Origin of the sequence: Bacillus sp. FSL H8-0547, assembly GCA_038002745.1 — a bacterium.
In the GTDB taxonomy this organism is placed as follows: domain Bacteria; phylum Bacillota; class Bacilli; order Bacillales; family Bacillaceae; genus Bacillus_P.
Genome location: JBBODD010000001.1, coordinates 2,526,746 through 2,547,261 on the forward strand (window position 1 = coordinate 2,526,746; position 20,516 = coordinate 2,547,261).

At 43.7% G+C, this 20,516-nt stretch carries 16 protein-coding genes; 11 read left to right on the forward strand and 5 right to left on the reverse strand.

The window, feature by feature from the left end; genetic code table 11:
• Nucleotides 1-88: 88 nt before the first annotated feature.
• Complete coding sequence (ald, locus tag MHB63_12435) at nucleotides 89-1,219, reverse strand: alanine dehydrogenase (protein MEK3807342.1); 1,131 nt, start codon at nucleotides 1,217-1,219, stop codon at nucleotides 89-91.
• Nucleotides 1,220-1,359: 140 nt separating this feature from the next.
• Nucleotides 1,360-2,589 carry a PucR family transcriptional regulator gene (locus tag MHB63_12440; protein ID MEK3807343.1) on the reverse strand — a complete coding sequence of 410 codons (1,230 nt, stop codon included), beginning with the start codon at nucleotides 2,587-2,589 and terminating at the stop codon, nucleotides 1,360-1,362.
• Nucleotides 2,590-2,874: 285 nt separating this feature from the next.
• On the opposite strand from MHB63_12440, the gene MHB63_12445 reads away from it, so the two are divergent.
• From MHB63_12445 to MHB63_12460, 4 genes are all read left to right on the forward strand, one after another.
• Nucleotides 2,875-4,275: a sodium:alanine symporter family protein gene (locus tag MHB63_12445; protein ID MEK3807344.1), complete on the forward strand. Its 1,401-nt coding sequence runs from the start codon at nucleotides 2,875-2,877 to the stop codon at nucleotides 4,273-4,275.
• A gap of 360 nt (nucleotides 4,276-4,635) precedes the next feature.
• The gene (locus tag MHB63_12450) at nucleotides 4,636-9,162 is read left to right on the forward strand and encodes a cell wall-binding repeat-containing protein (protein MEK3807345.1); all 4,527 of its coding nucleotides are present in this window, start codon (nucleotides 4,636-4,638) and stop codon (nucleotides 9,160-9,162) included.
• A gap of 71 nt (nucleotides 9,163-9,233) precedes the next feature.
• Nucleotides 9,234-9,986, forward strand: coding sequence for a (S)-benzoin forming benzil reductase (locus MHB63_12455; GenBank protein ID MEK3807346.1), 753 nt, complete (start codon nucleotides 9,234-9,236; stop codon nucleotides 9,984-9,986).
• A 151-nt stretch (nucleotides 9,987-10,137) separates the two neighbouring features.
• Nucleotides 10,138-10,680, forward strand: coding sequence for a hypothetical protein (locus MHB63_12460; GenBank protein MEK3807347.1), 543 nt, complete (start codon nucleotides 10,138-10,140; stop codon nucleotides 10,678-10,680).
• Nucleotides 10,681-10,791: 111 nt separating this feature from the next.
• Here MHB63_12460 and MHB63_12465 read toward each other — a convergent pair whose 3' ends face one another.
• A complete protein-coding gene (locus tag MHB63_12465) occupies nucleotides 10,792-11,265 on the reverse strand; it encodes a helix-turn-helix domain-containing protein (GenBank protein MEK3807348.1) in 474 nt (157 codons plus the stop codon).
• Between the two features lie 186 nt (nucleotides 11,266-11,451).
• On the opposite strand from MHB63_12465, the gene MHB63_12470 reads away from it, so the two are divergent.
• Nucleotides 11,452-11,985 carry an HD domain-containing protein gene (locus tag MHB63_12470; protein ID MEK3807349.1) on the forward strand — a complete coding sequence of 178 codons (534 nt, stop codon included), beginning with the start codon at nucleotides 11,452-11,454 and terminating at the stop codon, nucleotides 11,983-11,985.
• A gap of 68 nt (nucleotides 11,986-12,053) precedes the next feature.
• Here MHB63_12470 and MHB63_12475 read toward each other — a convergent pair whose 3' ends face one another.
• Nucleotides 12,054-13,559, reverse strand: coding sequence for a hypothetical protein (locus tag MHB63_12475; protein MEK3807350.1), 1,506 nt, complete (start codon nucleotides 13,557-13,559; stop codon nucleotides 12,054-12,056).
• 183 nt (nucleotides 13,560-13,742) lie between these two features.
• Here MHB63_12475 and MHB63_12480 point away from each other — a divergent pair, with 183 nt between their 5' ends.
• The gene (locus MHB63_12480) at nucleotides 13,743-13,964 is read left to right on the forward strand and encodes a YuzF family protein (GenBank protein ID MEK3807351.1); all 222 of its coding nucleotides are present in this window, start codon (nucleotides 13,743-13,745) and stop codon (nucleotides 13,962-13,964) included.
• A 72-nt stretch (nucleotides 13,965-14,036) separates the two neighbouring features.
• Here MHB63_12480 and MHB63_12485 read toward each other — a convergent pair whose 3' ends face one another.
• On the reverse strand, nucleotides 14,037-14,591 hold the full coding sequence (locus MHB63_12485; protein MEK3807352.1) for a VTT domain-containing protein: 555 nt from the start codon (nucleotides 14,589-14,591) through the stop codon (nucleotides 14,037-14,039).
• A gap of 719 nt (nucleotides 14,592-15,310) precedes the next feature.
• On the opposite strand from MHB63_12485, the gene MHB63_12490 reads away from it, so the two are divergent.
• The 5 genes from MHB63_12490 (at nucleotide 15,311) to MHB63_12510 (ending at nucleotide 20,273) form a co-directional block, all read left to right on the forward strand.
• Nucleotides 15,311-15,724, forward strand: a complete 414-nt coding sequence (locus MHB63_12490; GenBank protein ID MEK3807353.1) for a MerR family transcriptional regulator — start codon at nucleotides 15,311-15,313, stop codon at nucleotides 15,722-15,724.
• Nucleotides 15,725-15,807: 83 nt separating this feature from the next.
• Nucleotides 15,808-17,145 carry a hemolysin family protein gene (locus MHB63_12495; protein ID MEK3807354.1) on the forward strand — a complete coding sequence of 446 codons (1,338 nt, stop codon included), beginning with the start codon at nucleotides 15,808-15,810 and terminating at the stop codon, nucleotides 17,143-17,145.
• 473 nt (nucleotides 17,146-17,618) lie between these two features.
• Nucleotides 17,619-18,767, forward strand: a complete 1,149-nt coding sequence (locus MHB63_12500) for an AI-2E family transporter (GenBank protein MEK3807355.1) — start codon at nucleotides 17,619-17,621, stop codon at nucleotides 18,765-18,767.
• 227 nt (nucleotides 18,768-18,994) lie between these two features.
• Nucleotides 18,995-19,216 (forward strand): spore germination protein, encoded by a 222-nt coding sequence (locus tag MHB63_12505; GenBank protein MEK3807356.1) that lies wholly within the window; start codon nucleotides 18,995-18,997, stop codon nucleotides 19,214-19,216.
• A gap of 88 nt (nucleotides 19,217-19,304) precedes the next feature.
• Nucleotides 19,305-20,273: a LacI family DNA-binding transcriptional regulator gene (locus tag MHB63_12510; protein ID MEK3807357.1), complete on the forward strand. Its 969-nt coding sequence runs from the start codon at nucleotides 19,305-19,307 to the stop codon at nucleotides 20,271-20,273.
• The last annotated feature ends 243 nt before the right edge of the window (nucleotides 20,274-20,516 follow it).

The window sequence follows — 20,516 nt, forward strand, 5'->3', positions numbered from 1 at the left end:
ATATATGATCCCAACGCATACCCGAAAATATGGAACAACGAAAAAACCGGCCCAAAAGGCCGGTTTCATCTTTATCATTTATAAACCATTACTTAACCGCAATCTCTTTATCAAGAGCTACGTCAACTGGCACATATGTGTATCCAAGGTCGCGTGCTACGGCTTCATACGTGATGTCGCCTTTCGCAGCGTTCACGCCGGCTTTCAAAGCTGTGTTTTCTGCAATCGCTTTGTTGACGCCTTTGTTTGCAATTTGCAGCGCGTAAGGCACGGTTACGTTTGTAAGAGCTAGCGTAGATGTTCTTGGCACAGCACCTGGCATGTTAGCAACTGCATAGTGCACAACACCGTGTTTTACGTATGTTGGATTGTCATGAGTTGTGATGTGGTCAACAGTTTCTACGATACCGCCCTGGTCGATGGCAACATCAACGATGACTGAGCCTGGTTTCATGGATTGAACCATCGCTTCAGATACTAGAGTAGGAGCTTTTGCACCAGGGATCAGCACCGCGCAGATTAGTAGATCAGCTTCTGCAACTGCGTTTGCGATGTTCACAGGGTTTGACATCAGGGTTTTGATCTGGTTTCCGAAGATGTCGTCAAGTTCACGCAGTCTGTCTGCGCTAAGGTCGATGATTGTTACGTCTGCGCCAAGGCCGATTGCCATTTTCGCAGCGTTTGTTCCTACAACTCCGCCGCCGATGATTGTTACTTTTCCGCGGCTAACGCCAGGGACGCCGGCAAGCAGAATGCCTTTTCCGCCTTTAGGTTTTTCAAGGAACTGCGCACCGATTTGTGCAGCCATTCGTCCAGCCACTTCACTCATTGGTGTAAGAAGAGGCAGTGTGCGTCCTGCTGATACCGTTTCGTACGCAATAGCTGTAACCCCTTTGTTTTTAAGCGCTTCTGCAAGAGCAGGCTCAGCAGCTAAATGCAAGTATGTGAAAAGAATAAGTCCCTCGCGGAAGAAGCCGTATTCAGATGGCAGCGGCTCTTTTACTTTCATCACCATTTCAGCAGCCCAGACGTCTTTCACGTCTTCTGCAATGACTGCACCGGCAGCCGCATAGTCAACGTCAGTGAAACCGCTTCCAATTCCAGCGTCCTTTTGTACAATCACTTTATGTCCAGCAGCTGTAAATTGTGTAACCCCGCCAGGAGTTAACGCTACTCGGTTTTCGTTGTTTTTAATTTCTCCGGGAACTCCAATAATCATTGAAATCCTTCCTCCTTTTGAAGAAGCCTTAAACTGGCTTTTCTCTCAAATGTGTTGATTTCCTGACATCAGTATAAAGCGTTTTCTCACACATTTGTTTGTTTAAAAAAGAGAAAGGATTTCAGATCATTTGTGAAATTTCACAAATTCATTTTATCGAGCTTCAGGCTGAGATAAATCGTGATTTTCTGATTTGGATTCCGCAGATCAAGCTCTGCGATTTGAGAAATCCGCTTCATTCTGTAGCCAAGTGTATTGACATGAACATTCAAGGCTTTTGCTGCTTCATTCACATTGCTGTCTTTATCCAAATAGGTTTCAAGCGTCTCAACCAGATCCGTGTGATGAACCTGATCATATTCCTTCAGCCTTCTCAGGGAATAGTGAACAAACCCCTCTTTTTGCTGTTTTTCATGAAGCAGATCTAAATACTGATAGATGCCAAGCTCTGAAAAACTGTTCAAGCCGTCTGTTTCTTCAGTAAACCGCTTTTTTATGTTTTGGACAGAAAGGGCCTCTTTGTAGCTGAGTTCAATTTGATCAATTTCGCGGTAAATGCTTCCGATCGCTGCTTTCACACGGTCAATTTTGAACCGTTCGCTTAGCTGAAGAATGGTCCAGTCGACAAACTGCTTGATGTCATAGAGAGGCTGATCGCTTTTTGGCGAAAGCAAAACAATCAGCTCGTTTTGGTCAAGGGTAGAAAGCAGCACGTGTACCTGCTGAGTCGTCTGAAGCAGATAGTTGATCTGTTTTTCGGTCGGCTCTTTGATCTCCTCGCTGAAGCGGAAAAGAACGACAGAATGCTGTGAAGGAGGCGTGACGCCAATTTCATGAAAGCCATTAAGGATCTCATCTTTTTGCTGAATATGCCCCGTCAGCAGTTTCCAGAAGAACTCCTGGTTTCTTTCTTCTTTTTTGGATGTGCGGTTATGAAAGTTCAGCAGCTTCCCTTTTACAACCTGAGCTGCCTTTTTTAAAAGGCCAAGTTCTTCGTCCGTAAGCTTTTTATCAATTTCAAGCGCCCAAATAAACCCAAGCACTTCTTCGTTTTTCCAGATGGAAATGGCTATCCGGTTCCCGAGTCCTACTTCATCAATGTTTTTGACGCGGATTGGATCATCAGTCTGGAGAAGCATAGGGATCGTGCCGTCCTTCCAGAGGCTGTTGATGACCTTCTCCGGAACCCGTCTGCCGATAATGGTGGAGATCCGGGCCTGGTCTGTGCAGTCATCATGTGTACTGTAGGCTAAAAGCCTGTGGTTCACATCTTCTATTGTAATCGGGCACTGCAGAACCTCACTGATGCGGTCCGCTACATCTTCAAGTCTGTCTGAATGGTGGTGAAAAGGATCTATTGAACGGTTCATCTGAAAATCACCTGCTTTTTTTACGTTTATAAAATGAACAATGAAATATTATTCTATCTTATCTTTCTGAAGAGTTTAATTTAAGCGAAAAAAATTGGTACTTTTTTAGTTTTGACAACGGAGACCCTTATGGATATTATGTAACTAGCCTTTGTAAAAATCAACAAAAAGGATGTACTTGTTTTATGGAATTCAACAATTACATAGTAGTATCTTAAAATTTATTATAGTGATATGGTGTGAAAGCGTTAACAAAATGACACAGCACAGGGGTGACGGCACATGATGGATATACTTTCAAAGATTAACGGGATCCTTTGGGGAACTCCAAGTTTAATTCTATTATTTGGGACAGGCTTATTTTTAACATTTGTGTTAAAAGGTTTGCAGTTTAGAAGACTGATTTATGCGTTTCAGCTTGGCTTCTCAAAAAAACATCAGGAAGATGATGGGGCCGAAGGGGATGTCAGCAACTTTAAAGCGCTGATGACAGCTCTTGCCGCTACCATCGGAAACGGAAATATAGCCGGGGTAGCAACAGCCATTACGCTTGGAGGACCCGGTGCAATTTTCTGGATGTGGGTTGTCGGACTGCTCGGAATGGCGACGAAATATTCAGAGGCGCTTCTTGCCATGAAATACCGGGTTAAAAATGATAACGGAGAATATTCCGGAGGACCGATGTACTATGTAGAAAAAGGACTCGGGAAAAAATGGAAATTCCTTGCACTTGCATTTGCCCTGTTCGGAGCATTCGCAGCTCTGGGCATTGGAAACAGTGTGCAATCCAATACCATTGCACAGGTCATGGATGACAGCTTTGGAATTGGCGGATTGACAACAGGCATCATTCTGGCAGCTCTCACAAGCTTGATTATTTTCGGCGGTATTCAGAGAATCAGTACAGTTGCAAGTTTCTTTGTTCCGATTATGGCATTTCTGTACATCGGAGGTGCCCTGATGATTCTTGCTGTAAATTACGATCAGATCCTTCCTGCTTTCGGAACCATTTTCCACTATGCCTTTAACCCTGTTGCCGCTGCCGGCGGATTTGTCGGGGTTGCAGTGGTGGAAGCGATTCGAAGCGGAGTTTCCAGAGGAATCTTCTCAAACGAAGCTGGTCTTGGTACGGCAGCATTGATTGCCGGTAATGCTAAATCAGATCATCCGGTTAAACAGGCGCTTGTGGCTATGACCGGCACATTTATTGTGACGATCATTGTTTGTACAATGACTGGTCTTGTCCTTGTTATCACAGGCTTCTGGGATCCATCAGGCGGTTTGATTTCAGGTGTGGAACACAATGCAGCACTTGACGGCGGCGCGCTGACATCAGCAGCTTTTGCATCTGCACTTGGGGCAGTTGGAGAATATATCGTAGCATTTTCTGTTATCTTCTTTGGATTTTCAACAATCGTCGGCTGGTATGTTTACGGTGAAAAATGCTTTGAATACCTGGTTGGCACAAAGGGTATTCTCGGCTACAGGCTGATCTACATCTTTGCCTGCGGATACGGAGCTGTTGCGCAGCTTACAGTAGTATGGGCATTTGCTGATATGGCGAATGCGCTTATGATGATTCCTAACTTAATTGCCTTAATCTTACTATGGAAAGTAATCGTAAATGAAACAAATGATTATTTTGAAAATCACTATAAAATGGCAGAATACAAGAAAGCCAGTTAAGAAAAAAAAACGCGGACAATTGGGTCCGCGTTTTTTTTTAGGTCAATTTGTTCATTCATTTGAATGTAACAGGTAAAAATTATTTACATTGTGTAAATGAATTGTGGTTTTTTTGCAAATCATCTGTAAATTCCTTAATATTTGACAAAAAAGTGATATATTAAAAGGGTGCTAAATTACATGATTCGACCGGAGGTGTATGTGAAGACAATAATTCCAAAGGGGATAACATTTAGTTGCTTATTAAACATGTCTATGTAAGTAAACGCTTACATTATTGTGGTTAAAATAAGCCGGCCAAGGTTACATACGCTTATTTCATTATTTTAGTTATTTTGAGGGGGAACCAGTTTGAAGATCATGAAAAAACAGCTGATCGCTCTGACAACGATTTTTGCTTTGCTTGTTTCGCTGATGGTGCCGTTTGGTGCACCCGCGCAGGCAGAAGGCAATATGACTGTTGCGGAAGCCATCGCGAATAATACCGGAAACGGGACAGTTGAAGGTTATATTGTAGGATATACAAGCAGTACATCAAGTGTTGATTTTGAAGCGCCTTTTTCAGCTGATACAAACTTTGCAATTGCTGACAGCGCAGATGAAAAAGATGTATCAAAACTTCTTCCTGTGCAGCTTCCAACAACTTTCCGCAGCAAATTCGGGCTGTTAACAAATCCCGATAATGTTGGCAAGAAAGTAGTCGTTACAGGCTCACTTGAAGCATATTTTTCAAAGCCGGGCCTTAGAAATCCTACAGCCATGGTATTTGACGGCGAAACACCTGAAGAGCCAAAACCATTTGAAGGTGTTGAAGGACTGCGTATCCATGATATTCAAGGCGCAGGCCATAAATCTCCTTATGACACTCAAAACGTGAAAGCAGTTGAAGGAATTGTTACTCACGTCAAGGATGCAAGCAATTTCTACATGCAGGATGCTTCTCCCGATGACAACCCGAATACGTCCGAAGCTGTTCTTGTTTACAAACCTTCCCATGGCGCTAAAGAAGGCGACCTCGTCTCTGTGGACGGTCAGGTAAAAGAATGGGTGCTTGACGGTTACTCCGAAAAACTTCAGACAGACCTTGCCATGACTGAAATCAATGCCCAAAACGGCAATGTAACAGTCAAGTCAGGCGGACAGGCACTTCCTGCTGCTGTTGTGATCGGCAAAGATGCCATCCCTCCGACTGAAGTCATCGATAACGACCAGTTCAGCAAATTTGACCCTGAGGAAGACGGAATCGATTTTTACGAAAGTCTTGAAGGCATGCGTGTTTCTCTTGAAAGCCCTACAGTAACAGGACCCCAGAACTACGGTGAGGTAACGGTTATTACAGGCAAAACAGAAGGAAAAGCGTATACGAAAGAGGGAGCTCCGCTTCTGACAAAGGAAAACCAGAATCCTGAAAGAATGTTCCTGCTTCTTGATAACCGCAATTATGTTGCGAAAGCGGGAGATAAGTTTGACGGCACAGTAACAGGCGTTGTCAGCTATGGTTTCAGCAACTTTAAAATTCTTGTAAAAGAAGCAAATCTTCCAGCATTGAATGAGCGTGCATTTACACCGGAAGTTACGACAATTGAAAAGGCTGAGGACAAGCTTACGGTTGCAGGCTATAACATTGAAAACTTTGCAGCTTCAGATGCTGAAAAGCGCGACAAACTTTCTAGATCGATTGTTGATAACCTGAAGTCTCCGGATATTATCGGACTTGTAGAAGTACTTGACGAAAGCGGAACGACAGATGACGGAACGGTTAAAGCAGATGCAAACTATAAAGCATTAAGCGATGCTGTTAAAGGCTTCGGCGGTCCTGCTTACGCATGGACAGAAATCGCTCCTGAAGATAAAAAGGACGGCGGAGTTCCTGGCGGAAACATCCGTGTCGGATTCCTTTACAACCCTGAAAGAGTCACTTTGAAAGAAGGCACAAAAGGAACGGCAACAGAAGCAGCCGGCTATGAAAATGGCTCTTTGACACTTAACCCGGGACGCATTGCTCCTCAGGATCCTGCGTTCACAGACAGTCGCAAGCCTCTTGCTGCAGAGTTTACTTTTAAAGGCGAAGATGTTGTTGTCATCAATAATCACTTCAACTCTAAAGGCGGAGACGAGCCGTTATTCGGCAAAAAACAGCCTCCGGTTCTTGGCAGTGAAGCTCAGCGCATGGAAATTGCCAAAATTGTTAATGAGTTTGTAGCTGATATTCATGCTAAAAACGAAAATGCAAATGTCATCGTAACAGGTGACTTGAACGACTTTGAATTCTCAGCTCCTCTTCAGACATTAAAGGGCACTGAGCTTACAAACCTTGTAGAAACACTTCCTTTATCTGAGCGCTATACGTACTCTTATCAAGGAAACGCACAGGTTCTTGATCACATGCTCGTGTCAAACCGCTTAGCTTCAAAAGCTGAATTTGACATTGTGAACTTCAACTCTCCATATATGGAAGAGCATGGCCGTGCAAGCGACCACGATGCACTTGTTGGACAATTTGATTTAGCAGCAGAAACGAAAGATGAATACAATCTTTCTATTATGCACACGAACGATACTCATGCACATGTAGAGAAATACCCACAGCTTTTCACAGCTGTGAACAAGTTCCGCGGAGAAAAGGACAACAGCCTTCTTGTTGATGCGGGAGATGTTTTCTCAGGTACATTGTATTTCCGTCAATACCTTGGTTTAGCGGATCTTCATTTTATGAATCAGCTGAACTTTGATGCGATGACTCTTGGAAACCATGAGTTTGACAAAGACTCAAAAACGCTTGCAAACTTTATTAAAGACATGGAATTCCCAATGGTTTCATCTAACGTAAACGTTAAAGATGATGCAGATCTTGGACCTCTTTTCAAAGATGAAGTGGCAGCATCTGGTGAAGGCGGCAACATCTACCCTGCCATTATTAAAGAAATCGGCGGGGAAAAAGTAGGGATTTACGGTTTAACGACTCCGGATACGGCTTTCCTTGCAAGTCCTGGAGAAAATGTTGTATTTGAAGACGTTGTCCAAAAATCAAATGAAACAATCAGCAGACTGAAAGAGGAAGGCGTTAATAAGATTGTTGTTCTTTCTCACTTAGGATACGCACCAGACCTTAAACTTGCTGAGGAAGTGGACGGAATTGACGTGATTGTCGGCGGACACTCCCACACGAAGCTTGAAGCTCCTGTTTTAATTGAAAAAGAAGAACCGACGGTCATCGTACAGGCTGGTGAATACCTGAATTTCCTTGGAATGCTTGATGTTACCTTCAATAATGAAGGTGTTGTGACAGGACACAACGGTCACTTAGAAACGCTTGCAAACTATGAAAAGGATGCAGCAGCTGAAGCGAAAGTCTTGGAATACAAAGCACCTCTTGAAGAAATTAAGAATGAAGTCGTAGGAAATACATCGGTTGCCCTTAACGGACTTCGCGCTGATGTCCGCACGAAAGAAACAAACCTTGGAAACCTGATTGCTGACGGCATGGCTGCTAAAGCAAATGAATCTATTAAGACGCATATTGCCCTTCAAAACGGCGGCGGTGTACGTGATTCAATCAACGAAGGTGAAATTACTCTTGGCGAAGTTCTTACAGTACTTCCTTTCGGAAATAACCTAGTAACACTTGATCTGACAGGACAGGAACTCCTTGATGCACTTGAGCACAGCGTCAGCGGAGTGGAAACAGGAGAAGGACGTTTCCTTCAAGTTTCAGGCCTGAACTTCAAGTACGACATAAACAAGCCTGTCGGAGACAGAGTCTGGTTTGCAGAAGCAAAAACAGACAGCGGTTTTGAATCAATTGATCCGGAGGGAACATACCGCGTGGCTACAAATGCATTTACAGCTGACGGCGGAGACGGATACACAATGTTCAAGAAAGCAAAAGATGACGGCCGCATGACTGAGCTGTTTGTAGTCGATTACGAAGTATTCACTTCTTACCTTGCTAAGAACAATCCTGTATCTCCTAAAGTAGAAGGAAGAATTGTTCAGGCAGAAGAAGTAAAAGAAACTCCGGTAACACGCATTGAAGGCAAAGACCGTTACAAAACGGCTGTTGAAATCTCGAAAAAAGGATGGGAAACAGCAAAAACAGTCGTTATTGCACGCGGAGATTCTTTCCCTGATGCACTAGCTGGAGCACCGCTTGCCAAAAAATTTGATGCACCAATTCTTTTAACACAAAAAGATGGACTGAATGCTGCAGCTAAAGCTGAGATTAAGCGTTTAGGAGCTGAAAAAGTCATCATTCTCGGCGGCAAAGAAGCAATCAGCAATTACGTTAAAAACCAGCTTCAAGGTATTGATAACGTTGAAAAAGTTCAGCGCATCGGAGGAGAAAACCGCTTTGAAACAGCTGCCAACATTGCAGCGAATCTTGGCGGAGACCCAGAAAAGGCGGTAGTGGTTAACGGAAGAAACTTCCCTGACGCTTTGGCTGTTTCCTCTTACGCAGCGAAAATGAAGTATCCGATCCTTTTGACAGATGCTGAAAATCTTCCAGCAGCATCCACTAAAGCATTAAAAGAGATTGACAGTGCCATTGTTGCCGGCGGAGAGAATGCAGTTTCAGAAAATGTATTCAAGAAGCTGAAAAATGCTGAGCGTGTTGCAGGGAAGGACCGCTATGCGACAGCAGCTGAAGTTGCCAAGAAACTGAACCCTTCAAACAAAGTGTTCATTGCAACCGGCACAACTTTTGCAGATGCTCTTACAGGCTCTGTTCTTGCTTCAAAACATGAAGCTTCTATGCTTTTAGTGAAGAAAACAGCTGTTCCATCTGCAACTAAAAATGCAATTGAAGCATTGAAAGCAGATGACTTTACAATCCTTGGCGGCAAAGAAGCTGTAGGAGAAGAAGTTGTAAACGAACTGAAAAAATAAGATCCATGCTGCCGGGAGGTGTTCCCGGCAGTTTTTTGATAGAATGTAAGTAGAAAGAAAGGAGCGGGAAAATGAACACTACGATTATTACAGGAGCTTCAAGAGGACTCGGGGAAGCAATTGTCAAACAGCTTCTATCACCCGGCCATCACATCATTTATCTCTCGCGTTCAGAAAACCATTCCCTGCGGCAGCTTGCATTTGAAAAAGACGCTGTTCTTCAATTCGTTCCGTGCGATCTGTCTAATGCTCATCAAACTGAAGCAGCGATTACGGAAGTATTTGAAAAAATCAATTGGGATGCTGCCGAACAGCTGACGCTTATTAACAATGCGGGAACGGTTCATCCAATGAAGCCTGTAGGAAAAGCGGAAGTGTCTGAAATTGAAGCGCACATTCAGCTTAATTTGACAGCTCCGATGGTTTTAAGCCATGCTTTCGCAGCGAAAACAAAAGATCTTCCCGTGAAAAAAACAGTTGTAAACATATCTTCCGGTGCAGCGAATTATTCATTGTTCGGATGGAGTGCCTACTCCAGCTCAAAAGCGGGCCTTGACATGTTTACAAAATCTTTCGGTCTTGAACAGAAGCAGGAGAACCATCCTATTACCGTTCTATCCTTCTCGCCGGGCATCATGGATACAGAGATGCAGGGGAATATTCGAAGCACAAAGCCTGAGGATTTTGCGGATGTGGCAAGGTTTCAGGAGTATCATAAAACAGGAAAGCTCAGGTCAGCGGATTTTGTTGCAGGCGTCCTCCTGAATCTGCTTGGAGAAGAGCCTGAAAACGGCAGAATTTATGATATCAAAGAATTTCTATAAGAAGCTTCGGCACTCATTCATTGAGTGCTTTTTTTTTATGTTGAACTCTTGCAGGACACCATATTTTCACATGATTTCACACAATTCTTTTCTTATGGTTTTCCTTCTGTCGGACAAGATAAGACTAATCAGCAAAAAGGAGTGGTAAACCATGGGAAAAAGAAAGTGGCTTTTTATCTTCTCGGCCGCAGGGCTGCTCTTGTCAGCAGCGCCAAATGTTCAGGCAGAAAAAGCAGAAAGCCGTCATCACGAAAAGGAAGAGTGGATTGCGGAAAGAGAAAAACTGGATCAGCAGCTGCTGGAGCTTGCGGATAAATACTCTCCCGAAACAAAGAAAGAGTGGGAGGCTGTACTCAGTGAAAGAAAGCGATTATTAGATAGGATGGGAAAGCAGGGTCTGCACAAGAGACATCATCACTTCAAAGCTCATAGGCAAAAAGAAATCACTGAAATGAAAGAGAAAGTAAAGAACGGTGAAATGACAGAAGCGCAAATGAAAGAAAAAATAAATTCGTTCAAAGCGAAAAGAGAACAATTCAAACTCAAAAGAGCTCAAGCCCGAAAACAATGGGAGGCTGCCGTCAGAAGCAATGATGGGGCAAAAATAAAAGAACTGCTCGATGCCAGATTTCAGTACATGAAAAAGCATAATGAAAAAATGAAGCAGGTGCTAGACAGCGAACCTGCCCGTTAAATGGAAAGAGGGAGGCTTTTTGGCAACCCTCTTTTTTCTTCAAAAATAGTGATTATTTCTATGCCAAAATGTTTGCAGCCGCATATACTTAATAAAACGCCGGCCTTGTACTTATTGGCGCGTTTTTCCGGGAGAATCACCCGTCAATTCGGCCCATTTTCTGTCCAATTCGTCTTTATCGAAAGAGGAAAACCAGCGGTAATCATCATGGTCAATGATTCTGTAGTGAAAACTGATAATGTTTTGCTGCATTTTATACTTGCTGCTGCTTGCAATATCCCTCCACCAGACTTTCCCTCCCATCGTCTTCTCTTTGCGGGAATGAATTTTCTGGTGGGCAACCAGCTGAACGACATCCAGAGGATCCCCGCCGATTGCGGAATGAAGTGCGGCGTTGTCTCTGAAAAGGGTGCAGAGAACGACGATTGTTGCCCAGGATGCTTCCTGCCGCCCTTTTTCAATTTGCACAAGTGTTTTTTTGGATAGGCCGAGCACTTCAGCCATTTCTTCTTGTGTATAACCGCTTTCTGTACGGATGGAAAGAATTTTGCCTGATAGTGCGGAAATCAGTTCATGCTTTTTCATAGATCCTCCCCAGCTCATCTTTTAGTGTAATTCTACACGAAGAGTCAGCCTAAATCTATCAGGAAGAGGAAGATTATGTTATGCCATGTAACAGGATTGTTGCGGCTGCATGAGTAATATGATAATGTATATAGAAATATTTTTAACGGTTCCGTTATTATCATTATTTTTCAGGGAGGAGATTACATGCGAAATGTCACTTTGACAGAGGTTTATTCCCATCCGATTGCTCAAAAATATCTGCAGCGTTCAGGCTTAGCGCATGCAATTGCAGTAACCTGTCATGCATATAAATTAGCGGTAAAATACGGGGTGAATCCTGATTTAGCGACGAAAGCAGCCCTTCTCCATGATATTGGACATTATGAATGGTATACAGACGGAGAATGGGATTATGAAAAGTACAAAGAAAACGATATTCATGCCATTAAAGGGGCAGAACGCGCCCATAAATTGTTAATTCGCCTGGGAGAAAATCCCCAGTCTGCAAAAGAGATTGCCCTTGCAATCCTGCTTCATACAGATTCCTATCTTCCTGAAGGTTCATTGAACCAAAGCACGCTTCAGAAAGTTGTCAGATTAGCGGATGAAATGGATGAAGAGCCGGGCGGAGGGCATCACTACCGTAAAATAAATGAAGTGACAGCGCTCAAGACCATTCAAATGCTGGATGAAAAAATAGACCGGCTGCCGAATTCTTCATTAAAAGAATCCGTTTAATGTGTATTTATCCTGCTGTCTTCATCAGCAGAAAAAATCCACCAATGAAACTGGTGGATTTCAGCTGCTTACTGAACAAACCATTTGCCGTCAGTGTCAACATACACCGATTTAATAAACGTCCGTTCAATGATTTCTCCTTTTTGTGTTTTCCCTCGAGCTTCTACTGTAATGTTATAGAGACCTTCCTGCACTAAATGAATTCCTGCTGAAGTTTGCTGTTTTGTTTTCGTTAGTTTCTGTGAACGGATTTTCGTTTTATTTTTATAATGATCAATCGTAATAGTTGCTTCTGTTTCTTTTAGAGCCTTTGCGGAATTTGTTTTAAAAGAAATTTTCTGGTTTTGCTTTGAGAGCGGCAGCATGGAAATGGCGTCATGATTGTCAGAGCTGTAAGAGACGTGCAACAAATAGGCTTCTTTATCCTGATTCTGTGCAGTGAGCTGCCATTTTCCGCTTACAGGAAGCGTCAAGACAGCCTGATGATGATAGGCTCCACTGAAAATCCCATCAGCTGCCGCTGTTTTAAATGATGTGATGACCTTCTTTCCGTCAGGTGAGTGAAGAGAGAGCTTTGTTTGTTGTGAGCTGCTCAGCCAGTCAACGGTTACTTTCTTTACACCGTCTTCTGCATAGAATGACTCCTGCTTGACTCCAGAGAACTCGCCGCCTCTAATGTAGAAGGCAGAAGAGGCATCTGAAGCAGATACATCTTCGCCATTGCTTGTTGTGAAGGATGCTGTTCCTGCCGTTCTTAAATACGGTTCAAATAGAAGAAACGTGGAGCTTCCTTTATTTACAGAGTAGTGATCCCAGCTGCCGATTTTAATCTCCCTGCCGTACCCGAGGCGTGAAGATTGTACCGTCACAGCTCCGTCATTGCTTCCATAAGAACTTAAATACAACCCTCCCCAGTATAGCGAAGATCCGAAGCTTCCCCATTTGGTGCCGCCGAACGTATATATCGGATTTTTTCTTGCATTCGCATGTGCATCTGTCTGGGTTCTGAACTGACTCATATATCCTGTCTGAAGGGAATAGACAGCATCGTTTTTACTGCCGAGAATGCCTGAGAGCCATCCCGCCCAGCTGCTGTATGCAAGATCTGCAAGCTGTGAACCTGAGTGAGGGGTGGACAAAGTGATCAAATTGCTCACATATTGATGGGCGCCGTAATGAACCAGAGCTGATTGCGCATCAATTCCGCCTTTGCTGTGAGTGACCAGGACAAGTTTTTCACCCCCAAAATACTGGTAGATTTCGCTCAGCTTCTGTGAAAGAAGTGCACCGTTGTCCCACATGTTCTTAGTGGGATATAAATCAACAAAGGCTGTCTGATAGCCATTTGCTAGGGCAGTGCTGTACATATCATTTCCGTTCCACCACGTATTTGAAGAGCTGTTGAGTCCGTGCACAAAAACGACCGGTGATTTAGAAGTGTTTTGTGATGCCGGTGCATCGCCAACATACCACTGGCCAGGCGTACCTGTATAATCTCCTCCAAAAGAGCCGGCATATGTACTTCCAGGCAAAATGAGCAGAAAAACAGCAAACAGCAGAATCCACTTTTTCAAGTTCCATCTCCTCCTTCTTTATGAAAACCTTTACAAATATATGGATGCTGTTTTCAAAAAAGAAGAAGGCCATTCAGCCTATTTTGATGCAAGTCCCGATTATTAATTGCGGGAAGGTTTTTGTGTTAAATGGGTAAATGCCTTCATATAGTGACAATGAACTTCAGAAGAGGATGTGACACGATGCAAAACCAATCACAGGTACCGCAAATGATTACAATAGTGGATCCTTATGTTTTCCAGACTCTCCAAAGCGTGCTCGGAAAAACCCTTGTCATTCAAACGGTCAGAGACAGCATCCGCGGCGTGCTGAAAGATGTAAAGCCGGATCATGTCGTGCTTCAGGCAGGAGATTCAACATTCTTTATCCGCACCCAGCAAATCGTCACAATTATGCCGGATTAAGCTTGGGTCCTTTAAGGGCCTTTTTTATTTTTTATAAAAAACAAAAGCTGCAGGAAATTCCCGCAGCTTTACTTAATCGTACATTCTTTTCTTCATCCAAATTCCAGCAAGGATCAGCAGAGAGCAGATCACAAGAAAGAGCTGCACGCGCCATCCTGCATTCAAAACCTGATGCACTGCGAAGCCCTCTATCAGAATTGCCGGTATTTTCCCAAGAAAGCTGGCCGCCAGAAACGTTCCTGCGCTGACACTGCTGCAGGCAGCTGCGAGTGTGATTGCGCCTGAAGGAACAAAAGGAAAAATCCGCAGGGAAAGGATAACAAAAAAAGCGTCTTTCTCAGTTATGCCGGATAGCTTTTTTAATACGGAGCTGCTGTGAACAGACGTTTTCTTGCTTAAGAAGCGAAAACCTTTCCTGTAGACATAAAAGCTTACCATGACACCAATGACTTCACCCGAGAAGGAAAGTATCAGTCCGTTGATCAGCCCGAAGAAAGAAAGGTTTGCCGCCGTAACAAATACACTTGGAACAAAGGCCAGGAGGCTGATTGCTGTATTGGCAAGAAGGCTGATAAGAAAGGCGAAAGGACCGCTTTCCTCAAGCCAGGCAAGTAAAGTATCTTTCATGATTTCACCGCTGTCTTTTAAGGTTATAAAGAATAAGTGTAATGGAAATGGGCTGGTTTTTAAAGGGATTGCGGGTAATTCGGTTTTATCCAGTTTTTGGTGATTTTTCATCTACCTGTCGGAGCTAAACGGCTGATTCCGCATTTCGTGTTGTCCAGCTCCGCCTCCCAGTCCTTCCGTCAGAACAAAATCCCCGAAAAAGTCAAAACCGGACTTTTCCGGTGATTTCTTTTCTGCCTGTCAGGGCTAAACGGTCGGCTCCGCTTTTCGTGGTGTCTAGCTCCATCGCCCAACTCATCTGTCAGAACGGAAGCGTCGGCAAAGGCAAAAAGCGCCTTTACCGCCGTTTCCTTATCTGACTCCCGGAGCTAAACGGGCGATTCCGCATTTCGTGTTGTCCAGCTCCGCCTCCCAGTCCTTCCGTCAGAACAAAATCCCCGAAAAAGTCAAAACCGGACTTTTCCGGTGATTTCTTTTCTGCCTGTCAGGGCTAAACGGTCGGCTCCGCTTTTCGTGGTGTCCAGCTCCATCGCCTAACTCCTCGGTCAGAACGGATCCGCCGTAAAAAGCAAACCCGGCTTTTTACGGCGGATCCTTTTCTGCCCTTCGGAGCTGACCAAGGCGATTCCGCTTTTCTGATAACCAGAACGTTTGACTGTACACTTAGATTAAAAGTATAATAGATGTAACTATTTAGATTGGGGTGATAAGATGGGGCATTGTATCGAATTGGCGAGGTAGCAAGGCTTGCGAATGTTTCTAAGAGAACGATAGATTACTACACTCAAATTGGACTGCTCCATGCGGACCGTACGTCTGGGTCCAATTATCGCCTCTATTCGGAACAGGCGCTGGATGATATTCACTTCATTGAAGAATGCAAGCTCTTCAATATGTGCCTTCAGGATATTAAAGATAGACTGGAGCTGAAACGAAGCCAGACAAATGAAGAAGATAAGCTTTTGAAACAAGCTGAAATTCTTGCTTCTCATATGAAGCAGCTGGACCATGAAATAAAAGAATTAAAGCCGATATTTGATAAATTAAACGGCGAAAACCAGGAGATGATCGCGAGCCGTATTTCTCCGCAGAGAATGGCACTCATACAGTCTTTAATGGTTTTGCTTCATTAATAGTTAAAGAATTCGGCTGAACATGCATGAACTTACTATTTTAGGAGGTGACTCCTTATTCTCCACCGGGGGGTAAGGGTGTTTTGGACATAGTTAACTTGATATTCGTGGCGATTTTAATTGCTTTAACAGCTTTTTTCGTTGCATCAGAATTTGCGATTGTTAAAATTCGCAGTTCACGATTGGATCAATTGATTGCAGAAGGCAAAAAAGGGGCAGTTGCTGCCAAAAAGGTAACGACGCATCTGGATGAGTACCTTTCAGCCTGTCAGCTTGGTATTACGGTTACAGCTTTAGGACTTGGTTGGCTTGGTGAACCTACGGTAGAACGTCTTTTGAGACCGGTATTTGATAATTTCAGCATTAACGAATCACTCTCGCACGTTCTAACGTTTGGTATTGCTTTTGCTTCCGTTACGTTTCTTCACGTTGTCATTGGAGAACTTGCTCCTAAAACGGTAGCCATTCAGAAAGCTGAAGCGGTCACATTGCTGTTTGCAGTTCCTTTAATCTGGTTTTACCGTATTATGTTCCCGTTTATCTGGGTATTGAACGGATCGGCTCGTGTCATTACGGGACTTTTTGGATTAAAGCCTGCCTCTGAGCATGAGCTTGCCCATACTGAGGAAGAACTGCGCATCATTCTTTCCGAAAGTTATGAGAGCGGGGAAATCAACCAATCTGAACTGAAGTACATGAATAAAATTTTCGAATTTGACGATCGTGTCGCAAAAGAAATTATGGTGCCGCGTACAGAAATTGTAGCTGCTTCAGTAGAAAAATCGTTCCAAGAAAACCTGGAGACGATGAGTATGGAAAAATACACTCGTTATCCGGTCGTTAACGGAGACAAAGATCACGTCCTTGGCATGATTAACCTTAAGGAGATCTTTACCGATATTTTTTCACTTTCTGAAGAGGAACGGAAGAAAAGCACGATTGAGAAATATATCCGCCCTGTCATTCAGGTCATTGAGTCGATTCCGATTCATGATTTGCTTATAAAGATGCAGAAAGAACGTGTTCATATGGCAATCCTTGTCGATGAATACGGCGGAACGGCAGGTCTTGTAACGGTTGAGGACATCATTGAAGAAATCGTTGGAGAAATCCGTGATGAGTTCGACCAGGATGAAGTCCCTGAAGTGCAGAAAAAAGGCGAGGGACATTACCTTCTTGACGGCAAAGTTCTTATTTATGAAGTTAATAATCTTCTTGGCCTTGAAATTGATGATGCAGATGTTGATACAATCGGCGGCTGGATGCTCACTGAGAATATCGATATTAAACAGGGTGAAAGCATCATACTCGATGGCTATGAATTCTTCACAAAAGAAATGGATGGCCACTTGATCCGTGTCATCGAAATCTTTAAGCTTGAAGAAGCAGAAGAAGAAGAACTACTTGCAAAAGAGAGCTGATACAGCCATAGAAAATCCGGACTAAGATTCAATTAGTTCGGATTTTTTCTGTTTAAAAGGGCTTTTTTAGCTGGAATTATCCATTATCGGTGCCACTTTTGCCTGTGATGAACGCTCATATGTGGCGTCATTGTTCGTAGTGGCGCCACTTTTGCCTGTGATGAACGTTCATATGTGGCGTCATTCTCCAACTGCTGTCAACTTACCCAATCTTTCATTGACCTTCCGGCTTCTAAATACAGGTTTTGTCCCAGCCAATTTTATTAGAACAGACGACCGGAGAATCTTTTGAGAGGTTACCACTCAACCTCTGTATCATGAGAAAATGATACAAAAAATACATCGAGCAACTTCAAAATTCATCAAACTAATTGTAACTCATAATCTTTATAAATCTTTATTTGACACCCAGTACATCACGTAGTACGTTTGAATCAAATAGGGTCTTTTTATGAGTAAAAGGAGGATGCAAACTGAACAGGTCAAAGGTTCATTTCTGGACCATCGAAATACTATTGCTGCTGCTGATCATTTATGTAAGTACAAAGGTTTCCTTTTTGTTTCAGCCGCTGATTATTTTTGCATCTACACTGTTTTTTCCCATTTTGATTGCGGGCTTTCTCTTTTTTATTTTCAGTCCGGTTGTCAGGCTGCTTGAGAAAAACAAAGTGCCCCGGGGCCTTGCGATTCTGATCCTGTACCTCATGTTTATCGGGCTCATCATGCTGGTCATGTCGACAGCGGGACCGGTTGTATCTCAGCAGATCACAGATTTATTTAAAAATTTCCCCCGGTATATTGTTGAATTCCGGCAGTTTATCATGAATCTGTCTGAATCCAGATGGTTCACCTGGATCATGACTCAGGAGTATGTCTCCATTGAGGAGACGATCTCTAAAGTAGAGAAATGGCTCGGCGATTTAACAACGTCGCTTCCTGAGAGCATTACCTCATCAGTTACAAAGGTGCTGGGGGTTGTCACGAATATCACACTTACTGTGATTACCGTCCCGTTTATTTTGTTTTATATGCTGAAGGACGGGCACAAGTTTCCCGTTACGGCTGTGAAGATCCTTCCGGTTGCCTACAGGCGGGAAGGAATGAAGATTTTCGAAGATCTCTATGACACTCTTGCTGCATACATACAGGGTCAGGTGCTCGTTTCTCTTTTTGTCGGGACAGGCTGTTTTATAGGCTATACGCTGATTGGGCTCGACTATGCACTTATTCTCGGGATTGTTGTAGCAATTGCCAATATTATTCCATATCTCGGACCGTTTATTGGTGCTGCCCCTGCTGTTATCATTGCGCTGCTTGATTCCCCGACAAAAGCGCTGCTTGCCGCGGTTGTTGTAACAGCAGTTCAGCAAATCGATGGAAACATTCTTTCTCCGCTGATCATTGGAAAGAGGCTGAATACACATCCGCTTACGATTATTCTTCTGCTGATCGGTGCAGGAAGCTTTGGCGGCATACTGGGGATGATTCTTGCGGTTCCGACGTATGCTGTTTTGAAAGCCGTGCTGTTAAATGTCATCAGGCTGATAAAGCTTAGAAACCGGTACAAACGGGAAACGGCAGGCACAGGGCCGGTAGAAGATGAAACGAGACCTCCGGAATAACGAAAAGCGGAGCCGACTGTTCAATTCTTTCAGTAAGATAAGAAATCCCCGGAAACGTCCGGGTCCCGCCTCTTTCGATGATTTTGTTCTGACAGAAGGACTGGGAGGCGCAGCTGGACAATACGAAAAGCGGAATCGCTCGTTTAGCCCCGGGTGTCAATACAAATTATCCCTGCATACATTGGCATAGGCAGATAAGAGTTATATACAGTAAAGGTGGAGATGTCATGCCGGCATTTGTGGGACCGATTTTAATTCACGATGTAAGAAGCAGCGGGGCTGTCAGTGTGGGAGATGTTTTTGCTTTGTCGCCAAAGCATACGGATAAAGTGTTTTTCGGGGCAGGCGGTTTGAATACCGGAGACTTCAATGTGATAACGAGTGATAAAAATGCAACAAATCTTTTTGATTTTGATTTAATCGATCAGACAAAGGCATTTAACGGATAAGGAAACACCCTCTTTCATGCAGAAAGAGGGTTTTCATAGTTGATGGAATTGGGTATTAATCCGTATGAACAGTGGAAGAGGTGCTTACATGAATCGGTTAAATGAAATTGCAAAGCTTGCCGGTGTTTCAGTGCAGGAAGCAGAAGAAGTGCTGCATGAGTATGAATCAAACGTATCTGAGATCAGCAAAGCGAGAATTATGCAGGCTGCTGAAACTCTTCAGTATAGAGTTCCCAAGCTTTCCTCAAAACCTTCGGAAAAAGAATACTCCATTGCCTTGGCTGTTTTAGATGATTCATCTGATGAACTTGAAAATCCTTTCTTTTCAGCGCTGCGAAAGTATGCGGAAGTTTATTGTCTCAAGCAGGGCATACATATTCGAGAGATTATACGCAGAGAAAATATATCTGACAGTAAAAGAATGGCAGATGTTGATGGGGTTCTTGTGATTGGCAGGGTACAAAATGGCGACAGTGGCGCTATTGAAAATGTGTCCCGCCAGTCAGTTGTTTTAACTGACTGGGATGGAGGGGCTGACGGTGATGTTGTCAGCATTGACCTGCATCAAATGACTGAACTGGTGATTGCCCATCTGAAGGAGATGGGGCATGAAAAAATCGGGTACATTGGTGCACCGAACTGGGGAGAGACCTTAAAAGATGAGCTTATGAAAGCAGGCCTGCTCTCTGAGGAACATTTGTATTTGACAGACCCGCACGGAACAGAAGGGTACCGGATTATGAAAGAGGCATCTCAGAGCGGAAACCTGGCCGACGCCTATATTGTTCAAAGCAGCGTCATGTCGCTTGCAGCCATCACGGCACTGAGAGAAGAGGGAAAAAGGATACCTGATGAAGTGTCGATTGTCAGCTTTTATGATGTGCCTGAAGCTCATTATTTTGCCCCATCCCTGACAACGCTTCACGTTTCTGCTGAGGAAATGGCGAAAGCTGCCTTGTCACTTCTCACGGAAAAAATGACAAATCACAGGGATACTCCGTTAAAAGTGCTTGTTCCGGCAACGATGAAAATGAGAGAATCTACTGCATCAAAATGAAAATCAGGAAGGCTGCGGACGAAATCCCGGCCTTCTTTTTTCTTGATGTTTACGAAATTCTAAAGAATAATAGGCTGTGGATAACATAACAAAGATATCAACGGCAAGCGGAAGCGCCTAGATCCTCTGTCAGAACAAATCCGTCAAAAAAGGCGGGAACCGGACTTTTCCGCCGGATTCTTATCTGCCTATCGGATCTGAGCAAGGCGCTTGCACTTTTGTTCATGGAAATTCAAATCTGTT